Source organism: Croceicoccus sp. Ery5, assembly GCF_020985325.1.
Lineage (GTDB): Bacteria > Pseudomonadota > Alphaproteobacteria > Sphingomonadales > Sphingomonadaceae > Croceicoccus.
Map to the genome: position 1 here is coordinate 2,517,719 of NZ_CP087587.1, position 15,716 is coordinate 2,533,434.

A 15,716-nucleotide genomic window follows, 5' to 3' on the forward strand; every position below is an offset into this window, starting at 1 on the left:
CAGGGAGACCCCGCATGGCCGAGGCCTATATCATCGACGCCGTCCGCACCCCCCGCGCCATCGGCAAGACCGGCAAGGGCGCCTATTCGGGCATGCATCCGCAGCATCTGGCCAAGGCAGTGCTGGCTGCGATCCGCGACCGTAACGGGCTCGACACCGCGACCGTCGACGATGTGATCTGGGGCACCAGCGCGCAAATGGGGCTGCAGGGCGGCGACATGGGACGCATGGCAGCGCTGGACGCAGGCTATGACGTGAAGGTCAGCGGCGTGACGCTCGACCGGTTTTGCGGATCGGGACTGACGGCGACCAGCCTTGCGGCGGGGCAGATCATGGCGGGGCTGGAAGATTGCGTCATCGCCGGCGGGACCGAGATGATGAGCCATGTCACCGATTACGGCATGATGCTGCGCGAGAAAAAGGCCCATGTCGCCGGCGGTCTGGGCACGAACAATCCCACGCTGGACGCACTGCATCCGCAGACCAATCAGGGCGTCGCCGCCGATGCCATCGCCGCGATGGAAGGGATCGGCCGGGCCGAGCTGGAAGCGTTCGGCGCGGAAAGCCAGCGCCGCGCCGCCGTGGCCATAAAGGAAGGCCGCTTCGACAAATCGGTGATCGCGGTAACCGATGCCGACGGCAACGTCGTCTTGGACCACGAGGAATATCCCCGTCCCGAAACAACTGCCGAAAGCCTTGCGGAACTGAAGCCCGCCTTTGCCATGTTCTATGACCTGCCTGCCACACGCGACGGCACCAGTTTTGCGGGCCAGATCAAGCGCCGCTATCCCGATCTTGAATTCGCGCCGGTGCATCATGTCGGCACATCGTCGGGCGTGGTCGACGGGGCGGCGGCGATCTTGCTGACATCGAAGGAATATGCCGAAAAGCACGGCCTGACACCGCGTGCCCGCGTGGTGACCGCCGTGAATGTGGGCGACGATCCCACGCTGATGCTGAACGGCCCCGTCCCCGCCGCGAAAAAGGCGCTGGAACGCGCGGGCCTGACCGCGGACGACATCGACGTTTTCGAAGTGAACGAGGCCTTTGCCGTAGTGGTCGAGAAATTCATCCGCGACCTTGGCCTGCCGCGCGAAAAGGTGAACCCCAATGGCGGCGCCATCGCGCTGGGCCATCCCATCGGCGCGACCGGCGCGGTGCTGATCGGCACTGCCCTTGACGAGCTGGAGCGGATCGGGGGCCGCTATGCGCTGATCACCATGTGCGCGGCAGGCGGCATGGCCCCCGCGATCATTATCGAACGGATCTGAGGTTTTCCTTTGTCGGCGAGCGGCCTATCCTGTCCTGAACAAGGAGATCCCGGGGCGATGCCGGACACGCTGAAGCGCAATGTCGCTTTGAAAATTTCGATTCTGGCGCGGCAGATGCGCAAGCATTTCGACGAGGCCATTGCCGAGCTGGGAGTCACCCGTTCGCAATGGACGGTGATCGCGGTCGTATCCTCGCGCCCCGGCGCGACGCAGCGGGTGATTGCCGAGGCGCTGGAAATTTCGGAGGCTTCCGCCGGAAGGCTGGTCGACCGGCTGATTGCCGAGGGTCTGGTCGAGCGCAAGCCCAAGGAGGACGATCGCCGCGCCCACGCGGTATTCCTGACCGACAAGGGCACACAGCTGACGGGCAAGCTGGGCGCTGCGGCCACGGTGAGCGAGGATGCGACCTTTGCGGGTATCGGCGATGACGAGCTTGAGCAGATGAACGCGCTGCTTGACCGGATTCAGGGCAATCTGGGCTCTCCCCAGTTCTGATTTCGTCGCGGCTGCACGATTCCAGGTTTTTGACGAAAAAAGGGCTGCCGGTCGAAACCGGCAGCCCCTGCCCGCATATGCGGAGTTTGCCGGGCCGTTGAGTGCGTGCAGGTGGCCCGGTGGGAGAAATCGATACGGGGCGCGTTCAGCCCTTGTTCGCGACCACTTCGGCGCGGCTGAGCGAGGTGACCAGCTTGCCGTTTTCCTCGTACAGGGTTTCGGCCGGCACCAGATGCGCCTTGCCGTTGATTACGATCTGCGCGTCGCCGTTTTCACGCACGCGGATCACCTGTCCGATGCGCTTGCCGTCGCTATAGATCATCGAACCTTTCTTCGCCTCGGCAGGCTGGAACGACACGGCAGCGGCAGCGGCCTCTGCGGCGTTTTCCTCGGCCATGGCGGGCGCGGCGCCAGCCGCCAGAACGGCCATCGCACCAAAAGCGGCAAGCGTTGCTTTGTTCAGTTTCATCGTTCTCTCTCTTCTATCCGGTTCCGGCGAACCCGTTCGGCCGGTCTGGCGCGAATCAATCGGGGGTCCGTCGTTCAAAAGCTAACCCTGTTTAGTATTATTCTGTCGGATTTGTCAAGCTAGCTTAGTTTTATTTTTTGCAATCGCGAATACGGTTTTTGCAAATGCGAAGGGCGCCGCACCATGGCGACGCCCCTGAAAAACCGGACGATGTCGAACTGCCCTAACGGGGCGGCATGCGGATCGCGCCGTCGATGCGGAACATCTGTCCGTTGAGATAGCTGTTACCCGCCACTTCAACGACAAGCCTGCCGAATTCGTCGGGCTTTCCCAAACGCTTGGGGAACGGGACCGACGCGTTGAGCGCGTCCCACATCTTCTCGTTAAACTCCTTGAATTTCAGCATCGGGGGCGTCGCGAAAATGCCCGGCATGATCGAATTCACGCGAATGCCCAGATCCATCAGGTCGCGCGCCATCGGCAGGACCAGCCCGTTGACGCCTGCTTTCAACGACCCATAGGCCACCTGACCCACCTGCCCGTCCTGCGCTGCCGCGCTGGATGTCAGTATGATCGCTCCACGCTCTCCATCGTCATTGACCGGATCGCTCGCCGCCATGCCCAGCGCCGCGATCGATGCCACGCGATAGCTGGCGACCAGTATGCCATCCGCGGAAAAGGCGTAATCCTCGGTGCTCAGCCGCTTATAGCCACCGGTTTCCTTGTCGCGGCTGACCGTCTTGCCGCCCTTGGCCGCCATCGCGCAATGGACCAGCACGCGTTCCTGCCCGTTGGCAGCGCGCGCGGCGGCAAAGCCGTCCTCCACGCTGCGCTCGTCCATGATGTTCACCTTGTGGAACGTGCCGCCGATCGCGGCGGCGACCTGCTCGCCCGCCTCCTCGTTCAGGTCGAAGACGGCAACCTTGATCCCCTTTGCCGCCAGCGCCTCTGCACTGGCGCGGCCAAGGCCGGATGCCCCGCCCGTCACGATGGCGCTGATCGAATTGTCGAGTTCCATGGCCCTTGCCCTCCACCTCTTGGTATCGTTCTTCAGCCGGGGTCTAACCCCCGCCCCGCCGCAACTGGCGGATGCCGTAATCGGCGGCGATCATATCCATGGCCGTTCCTTTCCTCAGGCCGAATTGTCGAGGCCCGCGGCATGGCGCGCCGCGATATAGCCGAAGGTTAGCGAAGGGCCGATGCTGGCGCCCGCGCCCGCATAGACATTGCCCATCACCGATGCGGTGGACGTGCCGGTGGCGTAAAGCCCCCCGATCACAGATCCGTCGGCACGCAGGACGCGGGCCTTTTCGTCGGTCACCGCCCCGCCATAGGTGCTGACATCGCCGGGGATGACGGGCACGGCATAGAACGGCCCTTTTTCGATGGTGCCGCGCGACGGTTCGTCGGAATAGGGATCGCCGACAAAGGCGCAGCCGTCATAGGCACGCTCGCCACGCGCGAAATCGGCGTCCTTGCCCGCGCGGACAAATCCGTTCCAGCGTTCGACCGTGGCCGCCAGCGCCTTGGGGTCGATCCCGATGCTGTCCGCCAGACCTTCGATGCTGTCGCCCATGTGAAGGTAACCGGCCTCGACCCAACCGTCGGGAATCTTCTTATCGATGAACTTGTCGGCAACCTTATATTTCTCGACATATTGCCGATCGAGGATCGCCCAACTGGGCACGGCGGGAACGGTCCGGTTCCGGCGCAGCATCGTCTCGCAATACAGCTCGTACGATCCGCCCTCGTTCATGAAGCGTACGCCCGACTGGTCGACAAGGATGGCATGCGGCTTGCCGGTCAGGCTTTGCGCGCCGGGCAGGACGTAATTGCCCTCTGTCCCCGGAGCGATCGTCGCCTGATAGCCGACCATCTGGTCCATTTGCGCCATTTGCGCGCCGATCCGTGCCATTTCGCGATGCAGATCGCCGGTATCGCCTTCGGGCACCTGGCTCCATTCGGCGCGGGTACCAGGCATGTATCTGTCGCGCATCGCCTGATCCTTGGCGAAACCGCCTGCGTTGACCAGAACGCCGCGCCTTGCGCCGATCCGTCCCGAACCTTGCGCCCCCTCGACCGTGACACCGGTCACGCGGCCTTCGTGCTGCACCAGTTCGGTCACCGCGCTGTCGAACCGTATATCGATCCCCGCCGCCAGTGCCGCCTTGAACATGCGCCCCTGCAGCGCCGCGCCCGCAGTAGTGAACCTGCGGCCCAGAAGCCTGTCGCGCACGGTGCGCAGTGCGATGCGCAGCAGCATTTTCTTCGCGTCGGGATTGGTGCGGATGTGCCCCAGTTTCGATGCGTCGGACAGCAATATGTTGAATTCGGCAAACCCCTTGCGCAGACGTTTGCGCATCGGGCCCAGCTCTTTCAGGTTGAACGGTTCGGCCACCACGGTCCGGCTGGTTTTGCAGCCGCCGGGAAGCTCGTCGTAATAATCGGGCCAGAAATCATGCCCGCGCCGCAGCTTGATCCCCTGCTCCAACAGGAATTGCACCGCCCTCGGCCCGTTTTCCAGATAGGCCCTGCGCTTGGCCTTCGACGTTCCGGGCGCCGTCCCGCCATCCAGTTCCTGCAACGCGTCGAGATAGGCTTCCGCCTTCTCGATACTGTCATCCTCTCCATCGGCCAGCATGAAGGGATTGGCCGGTATCCACATCACCCCGCCCGATTTTGCTGTGGTGCCGCCCGCAAATCCGGTCTTTTCAAGGATCAGCACCGAATAGCCCGCCTCGCGCATCACCAGTGCAGAGGCGAACGATCCCGCCCCGCTGCCAACGACGATCCAGTCGAAGGATTCCGGCCAGTCGAAGGATTCCGGCCAGTCAACGCTTTCCGGCCGGTCGGAACTTTCGTCGAAATCCGCCATGGTCAGGCGGGCTTCTTTGGCAGCGCGATTTGCGCCGTGCCGGTTGCCATCACCGTGCCGGTCTGCGTTTCCATCCGGTGCTTGACATGGATCAGGTGACGGCCGTCCTCGTCCACCGATTTCTCGGTCACTTCGGCGGTCTGGATCGTCACATCGCCCGTCAGCGCGGGGCCGCGATAATTGCTGTTCGAATGGACCACGCGGCCATGTTCGCCTGCCCAGCCCGACAGGTAGTCGGTAATCCACGACCCCATCGACGCGCCATAGCCATAGCCGCGCGGCATGCCGATCTTGCGCGCCCATGCGGGATTGAGATGCCCGCGGGACGGCCCGTAATAGGCCCCGTCGGTCAGCGCCGGATTGACGAGCACCATGTCGGGGTCGTTTTCATACCCCGCCATCTCGCGGGTGAAACCCATGCCTTCCAGATCCTGTTTGCGGAACCGGAACGCGCCCCAAATCGACATGAAAAACGCACGCCATTCGGTGGTAAAGCTGGCGATGGAATGCGGGCCGAACACACGCTCGGGCAGCGCATCGCCGACCGTCACGTCGTCCCACCAGCGCTCCCTATGGCCCAGATCGTGCAGCATCTGGACCCATGCGAATTTGCGATCCTCCAGCGCGGCAAGCTCGTCCTCGGTCCAGACAGGGTCTTCGGAATTGGACAGATCGGTGCTCTGCCCCCCCGCCTCGGCGCTGTAACGGATGGAGGTGGAGCGCTGGACCGCGATCTCCTCCCCGTCCTGATTGGTATAGATATTGTCGCCGCGCTGGAAACAGGTGGGCCCCGCGAAACCCGTTTCCTTGACCACGTAATCGAACGGTACGCGCAAGACCGAAATGCGATCGCCGGGCTTGATCCGCACGTCGCGGAAGAACCATTCGTCACCGCCGAACAGCAGGTGCGATTCCGGAATCTTGCCTACGCAGGCAGGCGCGGCGCCATGGCCGTCGTCGCAGGCGATGGCAAAGCTTTGCGGCGCGACGATCCCGCCCCAGCGGCCTTGCGCGGCGAAATCGGGATCGTAATGCAGGCGGTTCGGATATTGCATGCCATGCACCCAGCGCCGGATATCGGTGACCGAAATGGGTTCGCGCAATTCCGAACTTTCGATCGGCTTGCCCAGATATTGGTCGATGTCGCTGGTATCGAGTGTCTTGGTCGCCAAGATGCATGCTCCCCGTGAATTTTGCCCGATTGGTCAATCCCCGCGCCGCCAAGAGCAAGGCCGGACGCCCCCTTATCGGCCCGGCGATACGGCCTGTGCCTCGCAGATTTCGCGCACCGCCGCGCGGTCGGTCTTGAACGAAACGGTGCGCGGCAGCGCGTCGACGATGGCCCAGCGCGCGGGCACATGGGTCGCGGGCAGGCACGCGCGGGCATACTGGTCGAGCATCTGCGGCGTCGGCGCGGCGCAGCCTTGCGCGGGGACCACGGCGGCGACGGGCAATTCGTGCAGCCTCTCGTCCGGCAGGCCGAGGACCGCGATTTCGGCAATATCGGGATGGGCCAGCATCGCGGCCTCGACCGTTTCGGGCACGATCTTGAACCCGCCGCGCATGATCGCGCCATCGGCCCTGCCGTGCAGGAACAGGAACCCGTCCGCGTCGATCGAACCCAGATCGGACGTGGCGATCCAATCGGTCCCCATGCGCGGCGACACCACTTCGACCAGCCCCACCTCGCCCCTATCCGCCAGTGAGCCGCCATCGCTCTGACGTATGCGGATCTGCGCGCCGCCGAACGGCCTGCCGACGCTGGCCGATTTCGCCTTGCCATATCGGCGCAGCAGATCGGGCGTCATCGCACAGACCGGCCCTCCGAATTCGGTGGCGCCATAGGTCTGGACGACGGGAATGCCATAGGTTTCCTCGAACCGTTCGCGCACGCCGGCATCGACAGGGGCCGCACCGGTCGAGAACACGCGCAGCGAGGCAAGATCGCCGCGGGGAATGCGCCGTTGCAGGATCATGGAGAGCGAGGCAGGCGGCCCGCCGCCCGCAACGGGGCGGTATTGGACCACATAATCGCGCCATCCCTCGACGCTGAAGCGTTCGAGCAGGACCACTTTCTGCCCGCACAGGAACGAGGTTGCGATGGAATAGAGCCCGGTCACATTGCTGAGCGGAAAGCACAACAGCGACGTCGGGCGCATGGCATCGGCCTTTGCCTGTGCCAATCCCTGCGCGATATAACCCGCGATGACACCATAGCCGATCGGGAAATGTTTGGGCGGGCCGGTCGTCCCGCTGGTCAGCAGCACGACCGCCGGCGGTTGGGGCGCGCATGTCCCGCCGCCCGGTGCAAGCAATTCCGCGCCGTCATCGCCAAGCGCAATGCCCGCCATGCCCGCTTTGGCCATGGCGGCCATCACAGGCGGGGTGAAATCGCCGCGATCCATGATCAGCGCGGCGGCTTGCAATGTGCCGACCATTTTAGCCAAGGCTTCTGCCGACTGGAACGGATAGGCCATCACGATCCGCCGCCGCTGCGCCAGCAGCGGCAGGAACGCCGCCAGAGAGCCGGGCGTGTTGCGCGGCGCAAAGGCGACCGGCGCGTCCGCCGCAATGGCCGATGCGGTCAGCGCCCGTTCCACCGCCTGCGCGATCCGGCGCACATCGGCCCAGCCGCTCCAGCGCCCTTCGAACCGGATCGCGTCGCCCTCTTGCGCCAGGGCGGCGCGGCAGATCGCCGGAACATCGATGGCGGGCGTTTCGTCCATGGGTCTGCGCTACGCCCTGATCCCCTCTTGCGGAAAGGGCATGCGGGCCCGCCGCGCAAAGCATCGCCACCGCGTTTCCGATCCGCCGCCAATGTCCCCAATGTGCCGCGCGATAAAAAGGGAGAGCTGGCGATGGAAAAGCTGCGCGTAGTGCAATGGACAACGGGCAAGGTCGGCAAATGCGCGCTGCGCGCCATTCTCGACGATCCGCGGATGGAACTGGCGGGGCTCTATGCGTTTTCGCCCGACAAGGCGGGACAGGATGCCGCAGTGCTGTGCGACCGCCCTGCCTGCGGCATTGCCGCCACCGACGATATCGACGCGCTGATCGCGGCACGGCCCGATGCGGTGGTCTATACGCCTTTCATGGCCGACCTCGATCATCTGGACCGCCTGCTGCGTGCGGGCATCGATGTGGCCAGCACCAATCTGCTGCTCAACTGCGGCGGGCTGGGCGGCGAAGCGCGCGACAGGATCGCGGCGGCCTGCGCGGCGGGCGGAAGCTCTTTCTATATCACCGGCGTCAATCCCGGCTGGATCAACCAGATCGCCGCATCGCTGACGGCCGTATGCCGAAGGGTGGACCGCGTGACGATTGCGGAATCGGCCAATGTGGCGAATTATTCGTCGAAAGAGACATGGGCAGCGCTGGGCATGGGCTTTGCCGACGCCGATGCGGCGATGCGCATGGCCGCACAGGGCGCGCTGGTGTCGTTCCGCGACGCGGTTACGGGCGTGGCCGGGGCGATCGGGGTGACGCTCGACGACACCGCTTTCGAACTCGACTATGCGACGGCGGCGCAGGATATCGATCTGGGTTTCATGATGCTGGCCAAGGGTACCAATGCGGCGCTGCGCGCGACCTGGATCGGGCGCAAGTCCGGCCACGACGTCGTGCGCCTGTCGGTCGCATGGTATCTGACTGATCTTCTGGCCGAAGGATGGACATTCGACGACGATCATTATCACGTGACCGTCGACGGCGAACCGGGCGTCGATATGCGGGTCCGGTTCGTCGCGCCCGAATGGACGGGCGGAGACTGGAGCGTGCTGACCGCATTGCCCGCGGTGAACGTGCTGCCCCAGTTGGCGAAAGCGCCGGCCGGCATCGTCAACCATGCCGATATCGCGCTGGTCACCGCACCTGCGGGCGCTTGGCTAGACAGCGGTACGCACGCATGACGCAGACGCCGTTCCTGCCCGCCTGTGCCGAAGAGGATGTGCCCGATGGCGGCACGCTGCTCGTCAGGCTGGGCGATCCGGCAAGGCCGGTACTGCTGTGCCGGTCGGGCGATGCGGTGCATGCGATCGAGCCATGGTGCAGCCATGCGTTTCAGGAACTGGCCTGCGGCATGGTGCGCGACGGTTGGATCGCCTGCCCCGCCCATGGCGCGCGGTTCGATCTGGCAAGCGGAGAGCCGCTCAACCCGCCCGCGACGAAGCCCGTCGCTACCTTCCCGCTGCGCATCCGCGACGGAACGGTCGAAGTGGCGGTTTAGCGGGCATGGCCCCTAGTGGTCGTCATCCTCGATCAGTCCCAGATGGGCGCCTGCCGACAATTTTACGGCGCCAATGGCCAGCCCCGCCACTGGCGGCTGGACAGCGTGGATCGCGCCCGGCGTGCTGACGAATAATGTCGCCATATCCGTGCCGCCAAAGGCCACATCGATCGCTTCGCCCGCGATCTCCACCTGCATCGCAATCGTGCCATCGGGGGCAATCAACGCCAGCCTTCCCGACGAAAGCGCCACCCACAGCCCGCCATCGCGGTCCAGCGCGATCCCGCGCGGTTCGCCCGCATCGTCGGGCAGCACGGCCAGCACTTCGCCCGCCGACAGGGCCGCAGCCGGACTGATGCGGTAATATTCGATCCGCCTTGCCGTGCCATTGGCATGGACCAACATGCGCCCGTCCGCCGACACCGCCACGCCGCCCGGCCTGCATCTGCCGAACAGAGAGGGGATCATCCGCCCGTCGTGATAGCGATAGACCCGCCCGTCGTCGCCGCCACTCGCATCGGGAGCGGCAAACCACAGCCTGCCAAGGCAATCCGCCGTTCCCGTGCCGGTTTGCAAATGGGCGGGCATGTCGATCCTGACCTCGACCTCGCTGTTCCCGTTGCCGTCCAGCCGTACAAGGTCCCCCCCCATGCCCAGCAGCAATTCGCCGTCGCGGGTGGGAAAGCAGAAGCTGGTCGGTCCGCCGGTCGACATCAGCGAGACCGCACCGCCATCCGGGTCCAAACTGCCCAAGCGCCCACCTTCGGGATCGCACACCAGCAGGCATTCCGCCCCGGCCAGCCATGCCAGCCCGGTCGGTCGCGCGATGTCGCCCTGCCAAACGATCTGCGTTGTGCCTGTCACCGGCAACGGTCCTTTCCCCTTGTGCGATAGGCTAGTGAACGGGGGCTAGGGACGCTTGGGCAAATGGGTCAAGCAGGGCCGCGCTCCATCGCCGACGCGTTCGATTGGCGCGCACCATGTCCGCCCGTTGCAGCGATTTGTCAGAGCAAGCGGGAATACGTCGAATGACGCACTCGACCGCTTGCCGCTTTGATGCCAGAACGCTGGCGTTATCATCGGCTTTCGACCGGAGACCTGCGTGAAACCTTTACTCCTTGCCCTGCCTGCCATCGGTGCCCTTACCTTTGCCGCCAGCGGAATGGCCGCACCTGCCGAGCAGCCGGGCGAAAAAATCTACAAGGCGCGCTGCGCTGCCTGCCACAGCGTGGCCAAGGGCGACGGTCCGGGCGGAATGGCCCCCAATCTGGCAGGCGTGGTCGGCCGCAAGGCAGGGTCGAGCGAGTTCAAATCCTTCTCCCCCGCGCTCAAGAAATCGGGCCTGCGCTGGGATCGCAAGAATCTGGATGCCTATCTGAAATCGCCGACCAAGACGGTGCCCGGCACGCGCATGATGGTATCGCTGCCCGATGACAAGCAGCGGGCCGACGTGATCGCCTTTCTGGCCAGCCAGAAGTAAAACGGCGCGCAGTTTTCTTAAGGGCGGACCCGCGACGAACGGGCCCGGCCCTGCCCCTTATCCGTTACCCAGCGAACGGATGCGCCGTCCGGTGGCGGCATAGATCGCATTGGTGAGCGCCGGAATGACCGGCGGCAGAGCCGGTTCGCCCATGCCGGTCGGCGGGAACGGGGTGGTGATGAACTTTACCTCTATATCGCGCGGGATCGCATCCATCCGCATCAGCGGGAACGTGTCGAAATTCTCCTGCACGATCGCGCCGTCCACCTGATCGATCCTTTGCCCGATCATCGCTTGCGACAGCCCGTCGATGGCCGACCCCTGCGCCTGATGCAGCGCGTTGACGGGATTGATGATATGGCTGCCGACATCGCCGACCACCCAGATCTTGTCGATCCACAGCCTGGCATCCTGCGGGGCGGACACGTCCACCACCTCGGCGAAATAGCCCATGTGACTGAAATAGAACGCAAAGCCGCGCCCCTTGCCGACGGGCGCCGCGGGACGCTTGCCGTCCCAGCCCGACAGCTTCACGACCTCCTCGATCACCTTGCGCGCGCGGCCGGTGTGAAAACCGGGATCGCGGCCGGTCTGCGGCAATTGCCGCCCTTCGCCCAGAATCTGCAGCATCAGCGTGGGCAGATCGGTGCCGGCGGCTTCGGCCACCTCGTCAAGGAAGGACTGGAAGACAAAGGCCATGGCGTTCGACGTCGGCGCGCGCAGCCAGCCGGTGGGCAGGTTCGTCGCCAGATAGCTTGCGCCGAAATCGACATTGGCAAGCAGCTCGCCGGGAAACTCGTCGGCATCCATGCCCGCAGCGCGGATCGGCTGGCCATCCTCGCCAAAAGTGACGAAATGGTCGCGAATCGCCGTCAACACACCCTTGTCGTCGATCGCGGCGGACAATGAATGCCAGCCCGCGGGGCGATAGAAATCGTGCCGCATATCGTCGGCCCGCGCATAGATCATCTTCACCGGCTTTCCGGGAACCGCCTGCGCGATCTGGGCCGCCTGCACCATATAATCGCTCATCAACCGGCGGCCGAAACCGCCGCCTATGCGGGTCAGGTTCACGGTGACGTCTTCGGGCGCGATGCCGGTAATGTCGGATAATTGCGTCACCCCGCCCGCAGGGCTTTGCGACGGCGCCCACAGGGTCAGCTTGCCGCCCTGAAACAGGGCCGTGCAATTCTGCGGCTCCAGCGTGGCATGGGCCAGCGTCGGATAATCATATTGCGCGCTGACGATTTTCGCCGCGCCCGCCATGGCGGCATCGACATCGCCTTTCTTCAGGATGTCGCCCTGCGGCGCGCCCTTCAGCGCTTCGGCTGCGCTTGTGGCATATCCCTCGGTCGAAAATCCGTCGAAACCTTGCGTATTCCATTCCACCGCCAGCTTCTCGCGCGCTTTTTGCGCGGTCCACCAGCTGTCCGCCACAATGGCCAGAGCATCGTTCGTGCCCTTGGCCACCAGGCCGCTGTTCAGCGGAACCACCGCGATCACGCCCGCCAGTGCCTTGACCGCCGCATCGTCGAACGATGCGATGGTGCCCTTGAACACGGGGCAAATCTCTATCGCGGCATAGACCATGCCGGGCAGGTCGGTATCGATACCGTACAAGGGCTGGCCCTTCAGGATCGCGGGCGTATCGACACCGCGCTTGGACTTGCCGATGATCTTGAAGCTGTCTTCGTCCTTCAGAGTCAGGCTGGCCGGATCGGGCGCGGTCTGCGCTGCCGCCCCCGCTGCGAGCGAGGCATAGCTGGCCGTCCGCCCCGAAGCCGCATGCGTCACCATGCCGCCCGCGGTCGTCAGGCTGTCGGCGCCCACGCCCCATTGTTCGGCCGCCGCGGCGATCAGCATGTGCCGCGCCGCCGCGCCCGCCTGTCGCATGGGCAGCCATGCCATCGGCGTCGCACGGCTGCCGCCTGCGAATTGCGGGCCATACAGATCGGCATTCAGCGGCAATTGTTCCACCTTCACCTGATCCCAGTCGACGTCCAGTTCCTCGGCAATCAGCATGGGCAGCATGGTTTTCACGCCCTGCCCGATCTCGGGATTGCGCGAACCGATGGTGACCGAATTGTCGGGATGGATGGTGACGAATGCAGTCAGCCCGCCTGCCCCGACCTGTTCTTCGCTGGCCAGCGCCAGACGCGCGGTAAAGGTAACGGCAACGCCGCCTGCCAGCGATGCGGTCAGAAACGACCGGCGCGATACGTCCAGCATGGTCATGCGCCTGCCTCCGTCCCGCTCGCGACGGAAAGCCGCGCATCGGCGGCCTGCCGGATCGCCTGCTTGACCCGAAGATAGGTCGAACAGCGGCAGATATTCCCGCTCATAATCGCTTCGGCATCCTCGTCCGACGGGTCGGGAAATTCGCCCAGCATCCATGTCGCGGTCATGATCTGGCCCGCCTGGCAATAGCCGCATTGCGGCACGTCCAGATCGCCCCATGCCGCCAGCACGGCGGGCCCCGCCGGTTGCGATGCGACATCCTCGATCGTGGTGATCGCGGCCTCGCCCACCGATCCGATCGGGGTCTGGCAGGCACGGATCGGCTGGCCGTCCATCAGCACGGTGCACGCACCGCACAGGCCTGCGCCGCACCCGAATTTCGTGCCGGGCAGCTTCATGTCCTCTCGCAAAGCCCACAACAGCGGTTTTTCGGGATCTGCGGTGATCGTGCGCTTTTGCCGGTTGACGGTCAGTTCGATCGCCATGCTGCCCCCCTGTTTGACTGGATCGTTCGATGAATGATCGATGCCGGAAATCGTAAGAACGCCGCTGCGATATGCGGCGTTTTCCCACCCTAGCCACGATCGGCGGACGGGAAAAGAACCCTGCAAAAAATCTGGACGTTCATCAAGATTTCATTGCGGCTGTTTATGCGGGGACTGGCGCACAATACGTTAAATGACTAATGTGAGGCCTATGCCCGATACCGAACTCGCGCCCGCAAAGCCGGGAATCTATTCGCGCGGCGCGGAAACCGTCGACGCCATTCTTCGGGCGGCGCTGACCGTTCTGCTGGACGAGGGGGCCGAGGCTTTTACCATCCGCCGCGTCGCCGCAGCCTGCGGTTTGCGGGTGGGGAATGTCAGCTATCACTTCCCGAAAAAGGAAATGCTGATCCAGGTCCTGCTGGACGAGATCATGGAGAAATATCACGCCAAGCTGGAAGTGAACGTTCGCAAGCCCGCCCTTTCGGACGAGGAGCGGCTGAAGCTGGTGATCCTGATCTGTCTGGAAGATATTTGCGGCAAGCGCACGACGCGCCTCTTTACCGAGTTGTGGGCACTGGCCAATCACAATGATTTCATTGCCGAGCGGGTGGAGGCGTTTTACGCCAAGGTCCACGATGTGATCGGCGAATATGTCCAGCGCATCAATCCCGCGCTCAGCAAGGACGAGGTGCATACGCTCTCGCTTTTCATCAGCGCGTCGATGGAAGGGACGACACCCTTCCTCGGCTATCAAAAGCCGTGGAACGCCAAAATGCCCGCAGTCATCGGAATTTCGAGCGACTGGTTCGTAACGCTTGTCAAATCGACCAAGCCGGGTGACATTGCACGCATGGCACAGGCGACGGGGCTGGAATAGGCAACCGGTAAAACGCCAGGGGGAAAGGCATCCTGAAAGGCAGGCGCGACGGGGCGCCGGTCTTGCGATGGGGTGCGTGGTGTCGGGATTTTCCGCAAGCAATCAGAAACTCGTTCTCCCGGCGGTCGTGCTGGCCAGTATCGGCTGTCTGCAGCCCGGTATCGACCCCGTTTTCCTGACCCTGCTATCCGCCGCCCACGGCTTTGACAGCGGCTGGCACGGCTGGATCGTCACTGCCACGCAAAGCGGCATGGCGCTGGGGTCGCTGGCGACATGGCGGCTGGGATCGCGGCTGCCGCAGCCCGCCTTCATCGCGGCGGCCGTGCTGGCGGCTGCGGTGTCGCTGGCCACCGCGCAGGTCGGTCATTTTCCCGCGATGATCGCCTTGCGCGCGTTGTATGGCGGGGCGATGGGGGTGCTCTATACGCAGGCCATGGCCAATGCCTCGGCCAACCGGCCGCACGGGTCCTATGGCGCGGTTTTCCTGTTCCAGTTGCTTCTGGCATCGGCCATTGCGCTGGTCCTGCCCGCCATCGCCGATGTCGCGGGGCCGAAAACCGCACTCTCGGCACTGGCAGCCGCGCCGCTGGCCGCGCTGGCGCTGGTCACGGCCCTTTCGCATTCGTCGGTCCGCCTGCAAACGCATGCATTTCTCCCCGCCGGTCATGGGACGGAAGAAACGGGCCTGCGCGCATGGGCGGCGGCGGGATCGTGCCTGCTGTTCATCTGTTCGACGATGATGGTCTGGACCTTCGCGGGCGGCCTTGCCGTATCGGCGGGCCTGTCCGAGGATGTCATCGGCGATGCGGTCGCGCTCGGCTCTTTGGCAGGTGCGGGAACGGCGATCATGGTCATGCGCGAAAAGCCGGTGATGCCCCCGCCCCTCAGCGGTATTCTGGCTGGGCTGGCCCTGCTGGCCCCGATCGCGGCGGTCGAGACCGGCGACCCGCTGGCATTCATCGCCGCCATCGTCGCGCTGAATATCGGATGCACCGCGATCATCACGCGCACATCCGGTCTCGCAAGTGCAGCAAGCAGGGGCGATCTGTTCCGCCGCTTCGTTGCCTGCACCCATGCACTGGGCATGATTCTGGGGCCGTTAACAGGGTCGTTGGTCACCGCGGCATTTGGCCCCGCCTCGCTTTTGGCGGCGGCGATCTGCACCATCGCTCTCGCCTGCCTGTTCCTGCTCTATGCCGAGGCCGATTCGCTGCGCCCCGCCAGCCTGCGCATGCTGCGGACCGCATCCGACAGCTGAACGGTCGGGCGGTCTGGCGCCGGTTACCCAAGGGGTCTGG

15 protein-coding genes are annotated in these 15,716 nt (G+C 64.5%); 7 read left to right on the forward strand and 8 right to left on the reverse strand.

Features of this window, described 5'->3' with window-relative positions; translation table 11 throughout:
- The first annotated feature begins 14 nt into the window (after positions 1–14).
- Together LOZ74_RS11930 and LOZ74_RS11935 are read left to right on the forward strand one after the other, a co-directional pair.
- Complete coding sequence (locus LOZ74_RS11930) at positions 15–1,271, forward strand: acetyl-CoA C-acetyltransferase (RefSeq protein WP_230291396.1); 1,257 nt, start codon at positions 15–17, stop codon at positions 1,269–1,271.
- Positions 1,272–1,328: 57 nt separating this feature from the next.
- The gene (locus LOZ74_RS11935; RefSeq protein WP_230291397.1) at positions 1,329–1,766 is read left to right on the forward strand and encodes a MarR family winged helix-turn-helix transcriptional regulator; all 438 of its coding nucleotides are present in this window, start codon (positions 1,329–1,331) and stop codon (positions 1,764–1,766) included.
- A 145-nt stretch (positions 1,767–1,911) separates the two neighbouring features.
- Here the strand turns inward: LOZ74_RS11935 and LOZ74_RS11940 are convergent, their stop codons facing one another.
- The 5 genes from LOZ74_RS11940 to LOZ74_RS11960 form a co-directional block, all read right to left on the reverse strand.
- Complete coding sequence (locus LOZ74_RS11940; RefSeq protein ID WP_230291398.1) at positions 1,912–2,235, reverse strand: hypothetical protein; 324 nt, start codon at positions 2,233–2,235, stop codon at positions 1,912–1,914.
- A 223-nt stretch (positions 2,236–2,458) separates the two neighbouring features.
- Positions 2,459–3,253, reverse strand: a complete 795-nt coding sequence (locus tag LOZ74_RS11945; protein WP_230291399.1) for an SDR family oxidoreductase — start codon at positions 3,251–3,253, stop codon at positions 2,459–2,461.
- Between the two features lie 114 nt (positions 3,254–3,367).
- On the reverse strand, positions 3,368–5,110 hold the full coding sequence (locus LOZ74_RS11950; RefSeq protein ID WP_230291400.1) for an FAD-dependent oxidoreductase: 1,743 nt from the start codon (positions 5,108–5,110) through the stop codon (positions 3,368–3,370).
- Between the two features lie 2 nt (positions 5,111–5,112).
- Positions 5,113–6,282, reverse strand: coding sequence for a MaoC family dehydratase N-terminal domain-containing protein (locus tag LOZ74_RS11955; RefSeq protein WP_230291401.1), 1,170 nt, complete (start codon positions 6,280–6,282; stop codon positions 5,113–5,115).
- A gap of 72 nt (positions 6,283–6,354) precedes the next feature.
- Positions 6,355–7,836 carry a class I adenylate-forming enzyme family protein gene (locus LOZ74_RS11960; RefSeq protein ID WP_230291402.1) on the reverse strand — a complete coding sequence of 494 codons (1,482 nt, stop codon included), beginning with the start codon at positions 7,834–7,836 and terminating at the stop codon, positions 6,355–6,357.
- A gap of 102 nt (positions 7,837–7,938) precedes the next feature.
- Here LOZ74_RS11960 and LOZ74_RS11965 point away from each other — a divergent pair, with 102 nt between their 5' ends.
- Together LOZ74_RS11965 and LOZ74_RS11970 are read left to right on the forward strand one after the other, a co-directional pair.
- A complete protein-coding gene (locus LOZ74_RS11965) occupies positions 7,939–9,018 on the forward strand; it encodes a hypothetical protein (protein WP_230291403.1) in 1,080 nt (359 codons plus the stop codon).
- On the forward strand, positions 9,015–9,335 hold the full coding sequence (locus LOZ74_RS11970) for a Rieske 2Fe-2S domain-containing protein (protein ID WP_230291404.1): 321 nt from the start codon (positions 9,015–9,017) through the stop codon (positions 9,333–9,335). The genes LOZ74_RS11965 and LOZ74_RS11970 overlap by 4 nt, the downstream gene beginning before the upstream one ends.
- Before the next feature lie 12 nt (positions 9,336–9,347).
- Here LOZ74_RS11970 and LOZ74_RS11975 read toward each other — a convergent pair whose 3' ends face one another.
- A complete protein-coding gene (locus LOZ74_RS11975; protein ID WP_230291405.1) occupies positions 9,348–10,199 on the reverse strand; it encodes an SMP-30/gluconolactonase/LRE family protein in 852 nt (283 codons plus the stop codon).
- 238 nt (positions 10,200–10,437) lie between these two features.
- Between LOZ74_RS11975 and LOZ74_RS11980 the strand changes: the two genes are divergently transcribed.
- On the forward strand, positions 10,438–10,815 hold the full coding sequence (locus LOZ74_RS11980) for a c-type cytochrome (RefSeq protein ID WP_230291406.1): 378 nt from the start codon (positions 10,438–10,440) through the stop codon (positions 10,813–10,815).
- 57 nt (positions 10,816–10,872) lie between these two features.
- Here the strand turns inward: LOZ74_RS11980 and LOZ74_RS11985 are convergent, their stop codons facing one another.
- Together LOZ74_RS11985 and LOZ74_RS11990 are read right to left on the reverse strand one after the other, a co-directional pair.
- Positions 10,873–13,050 (reverse strand): xanthine dehydrogenase family protein molybdopterin-binding subunit, encoded by a 2,178-nt coding sequence (locus LOZ74_RS11985; protein WP_230291407.1) that lies wholly within the window; start codon positions 13,048–13,050, stop codon positions 10,873–10,875.
- Positions 13,047–13,538 carry a (2Fe-2S)-binding protein gene (locus LOZ74_RS11990; RefSeq protein WP_230291408.1) on the reverse strand — a complete coding sequence of 164 codons (492 nt, stop codon included), beginning with the start codon at positions 13,536–13,538 and terminating at the stop codon, positions 13,047–13,049. The genes LOZ74_RS11985 and LOZ74_RS11990 overlap by 4 nt, the downstream gene beginning before the upstream one ends.
- Before the next feature lie 211 nt (positions 13,539–13,749).
- Here LOZ74_RS11990 and LOZ74_RS11995 point away from each other — a divergent pair, with 211 nt between their 5' ends.
- Both LOZ74_RS11995 and LOZ74_RS12000 read left to right on the forward strand, forming a co-directional pair.
- Entirely contained in the window at positions 13,750–14,418 is a 669-nt protein-coding gene (locus LOZ74_RS11995; protein WP_230291409.1) for a TetR/AcrR family transcriptional regulator, read from the forward strand.
- A gap of 79 nt (positions 14,419–14,497) precedes the next feature.
- Positions 14,498–15,676, forward strand: coding sequence for an MFS transporter (locus LOZ74_RS12000; protein ID WP_230291410.1), 1,179 nt, complete (start codon positions 14,498–14,500; stop codon positions 15,674–15,676).
- Positions 15,677–15,716: the final 40 nt, after the last annotated feature.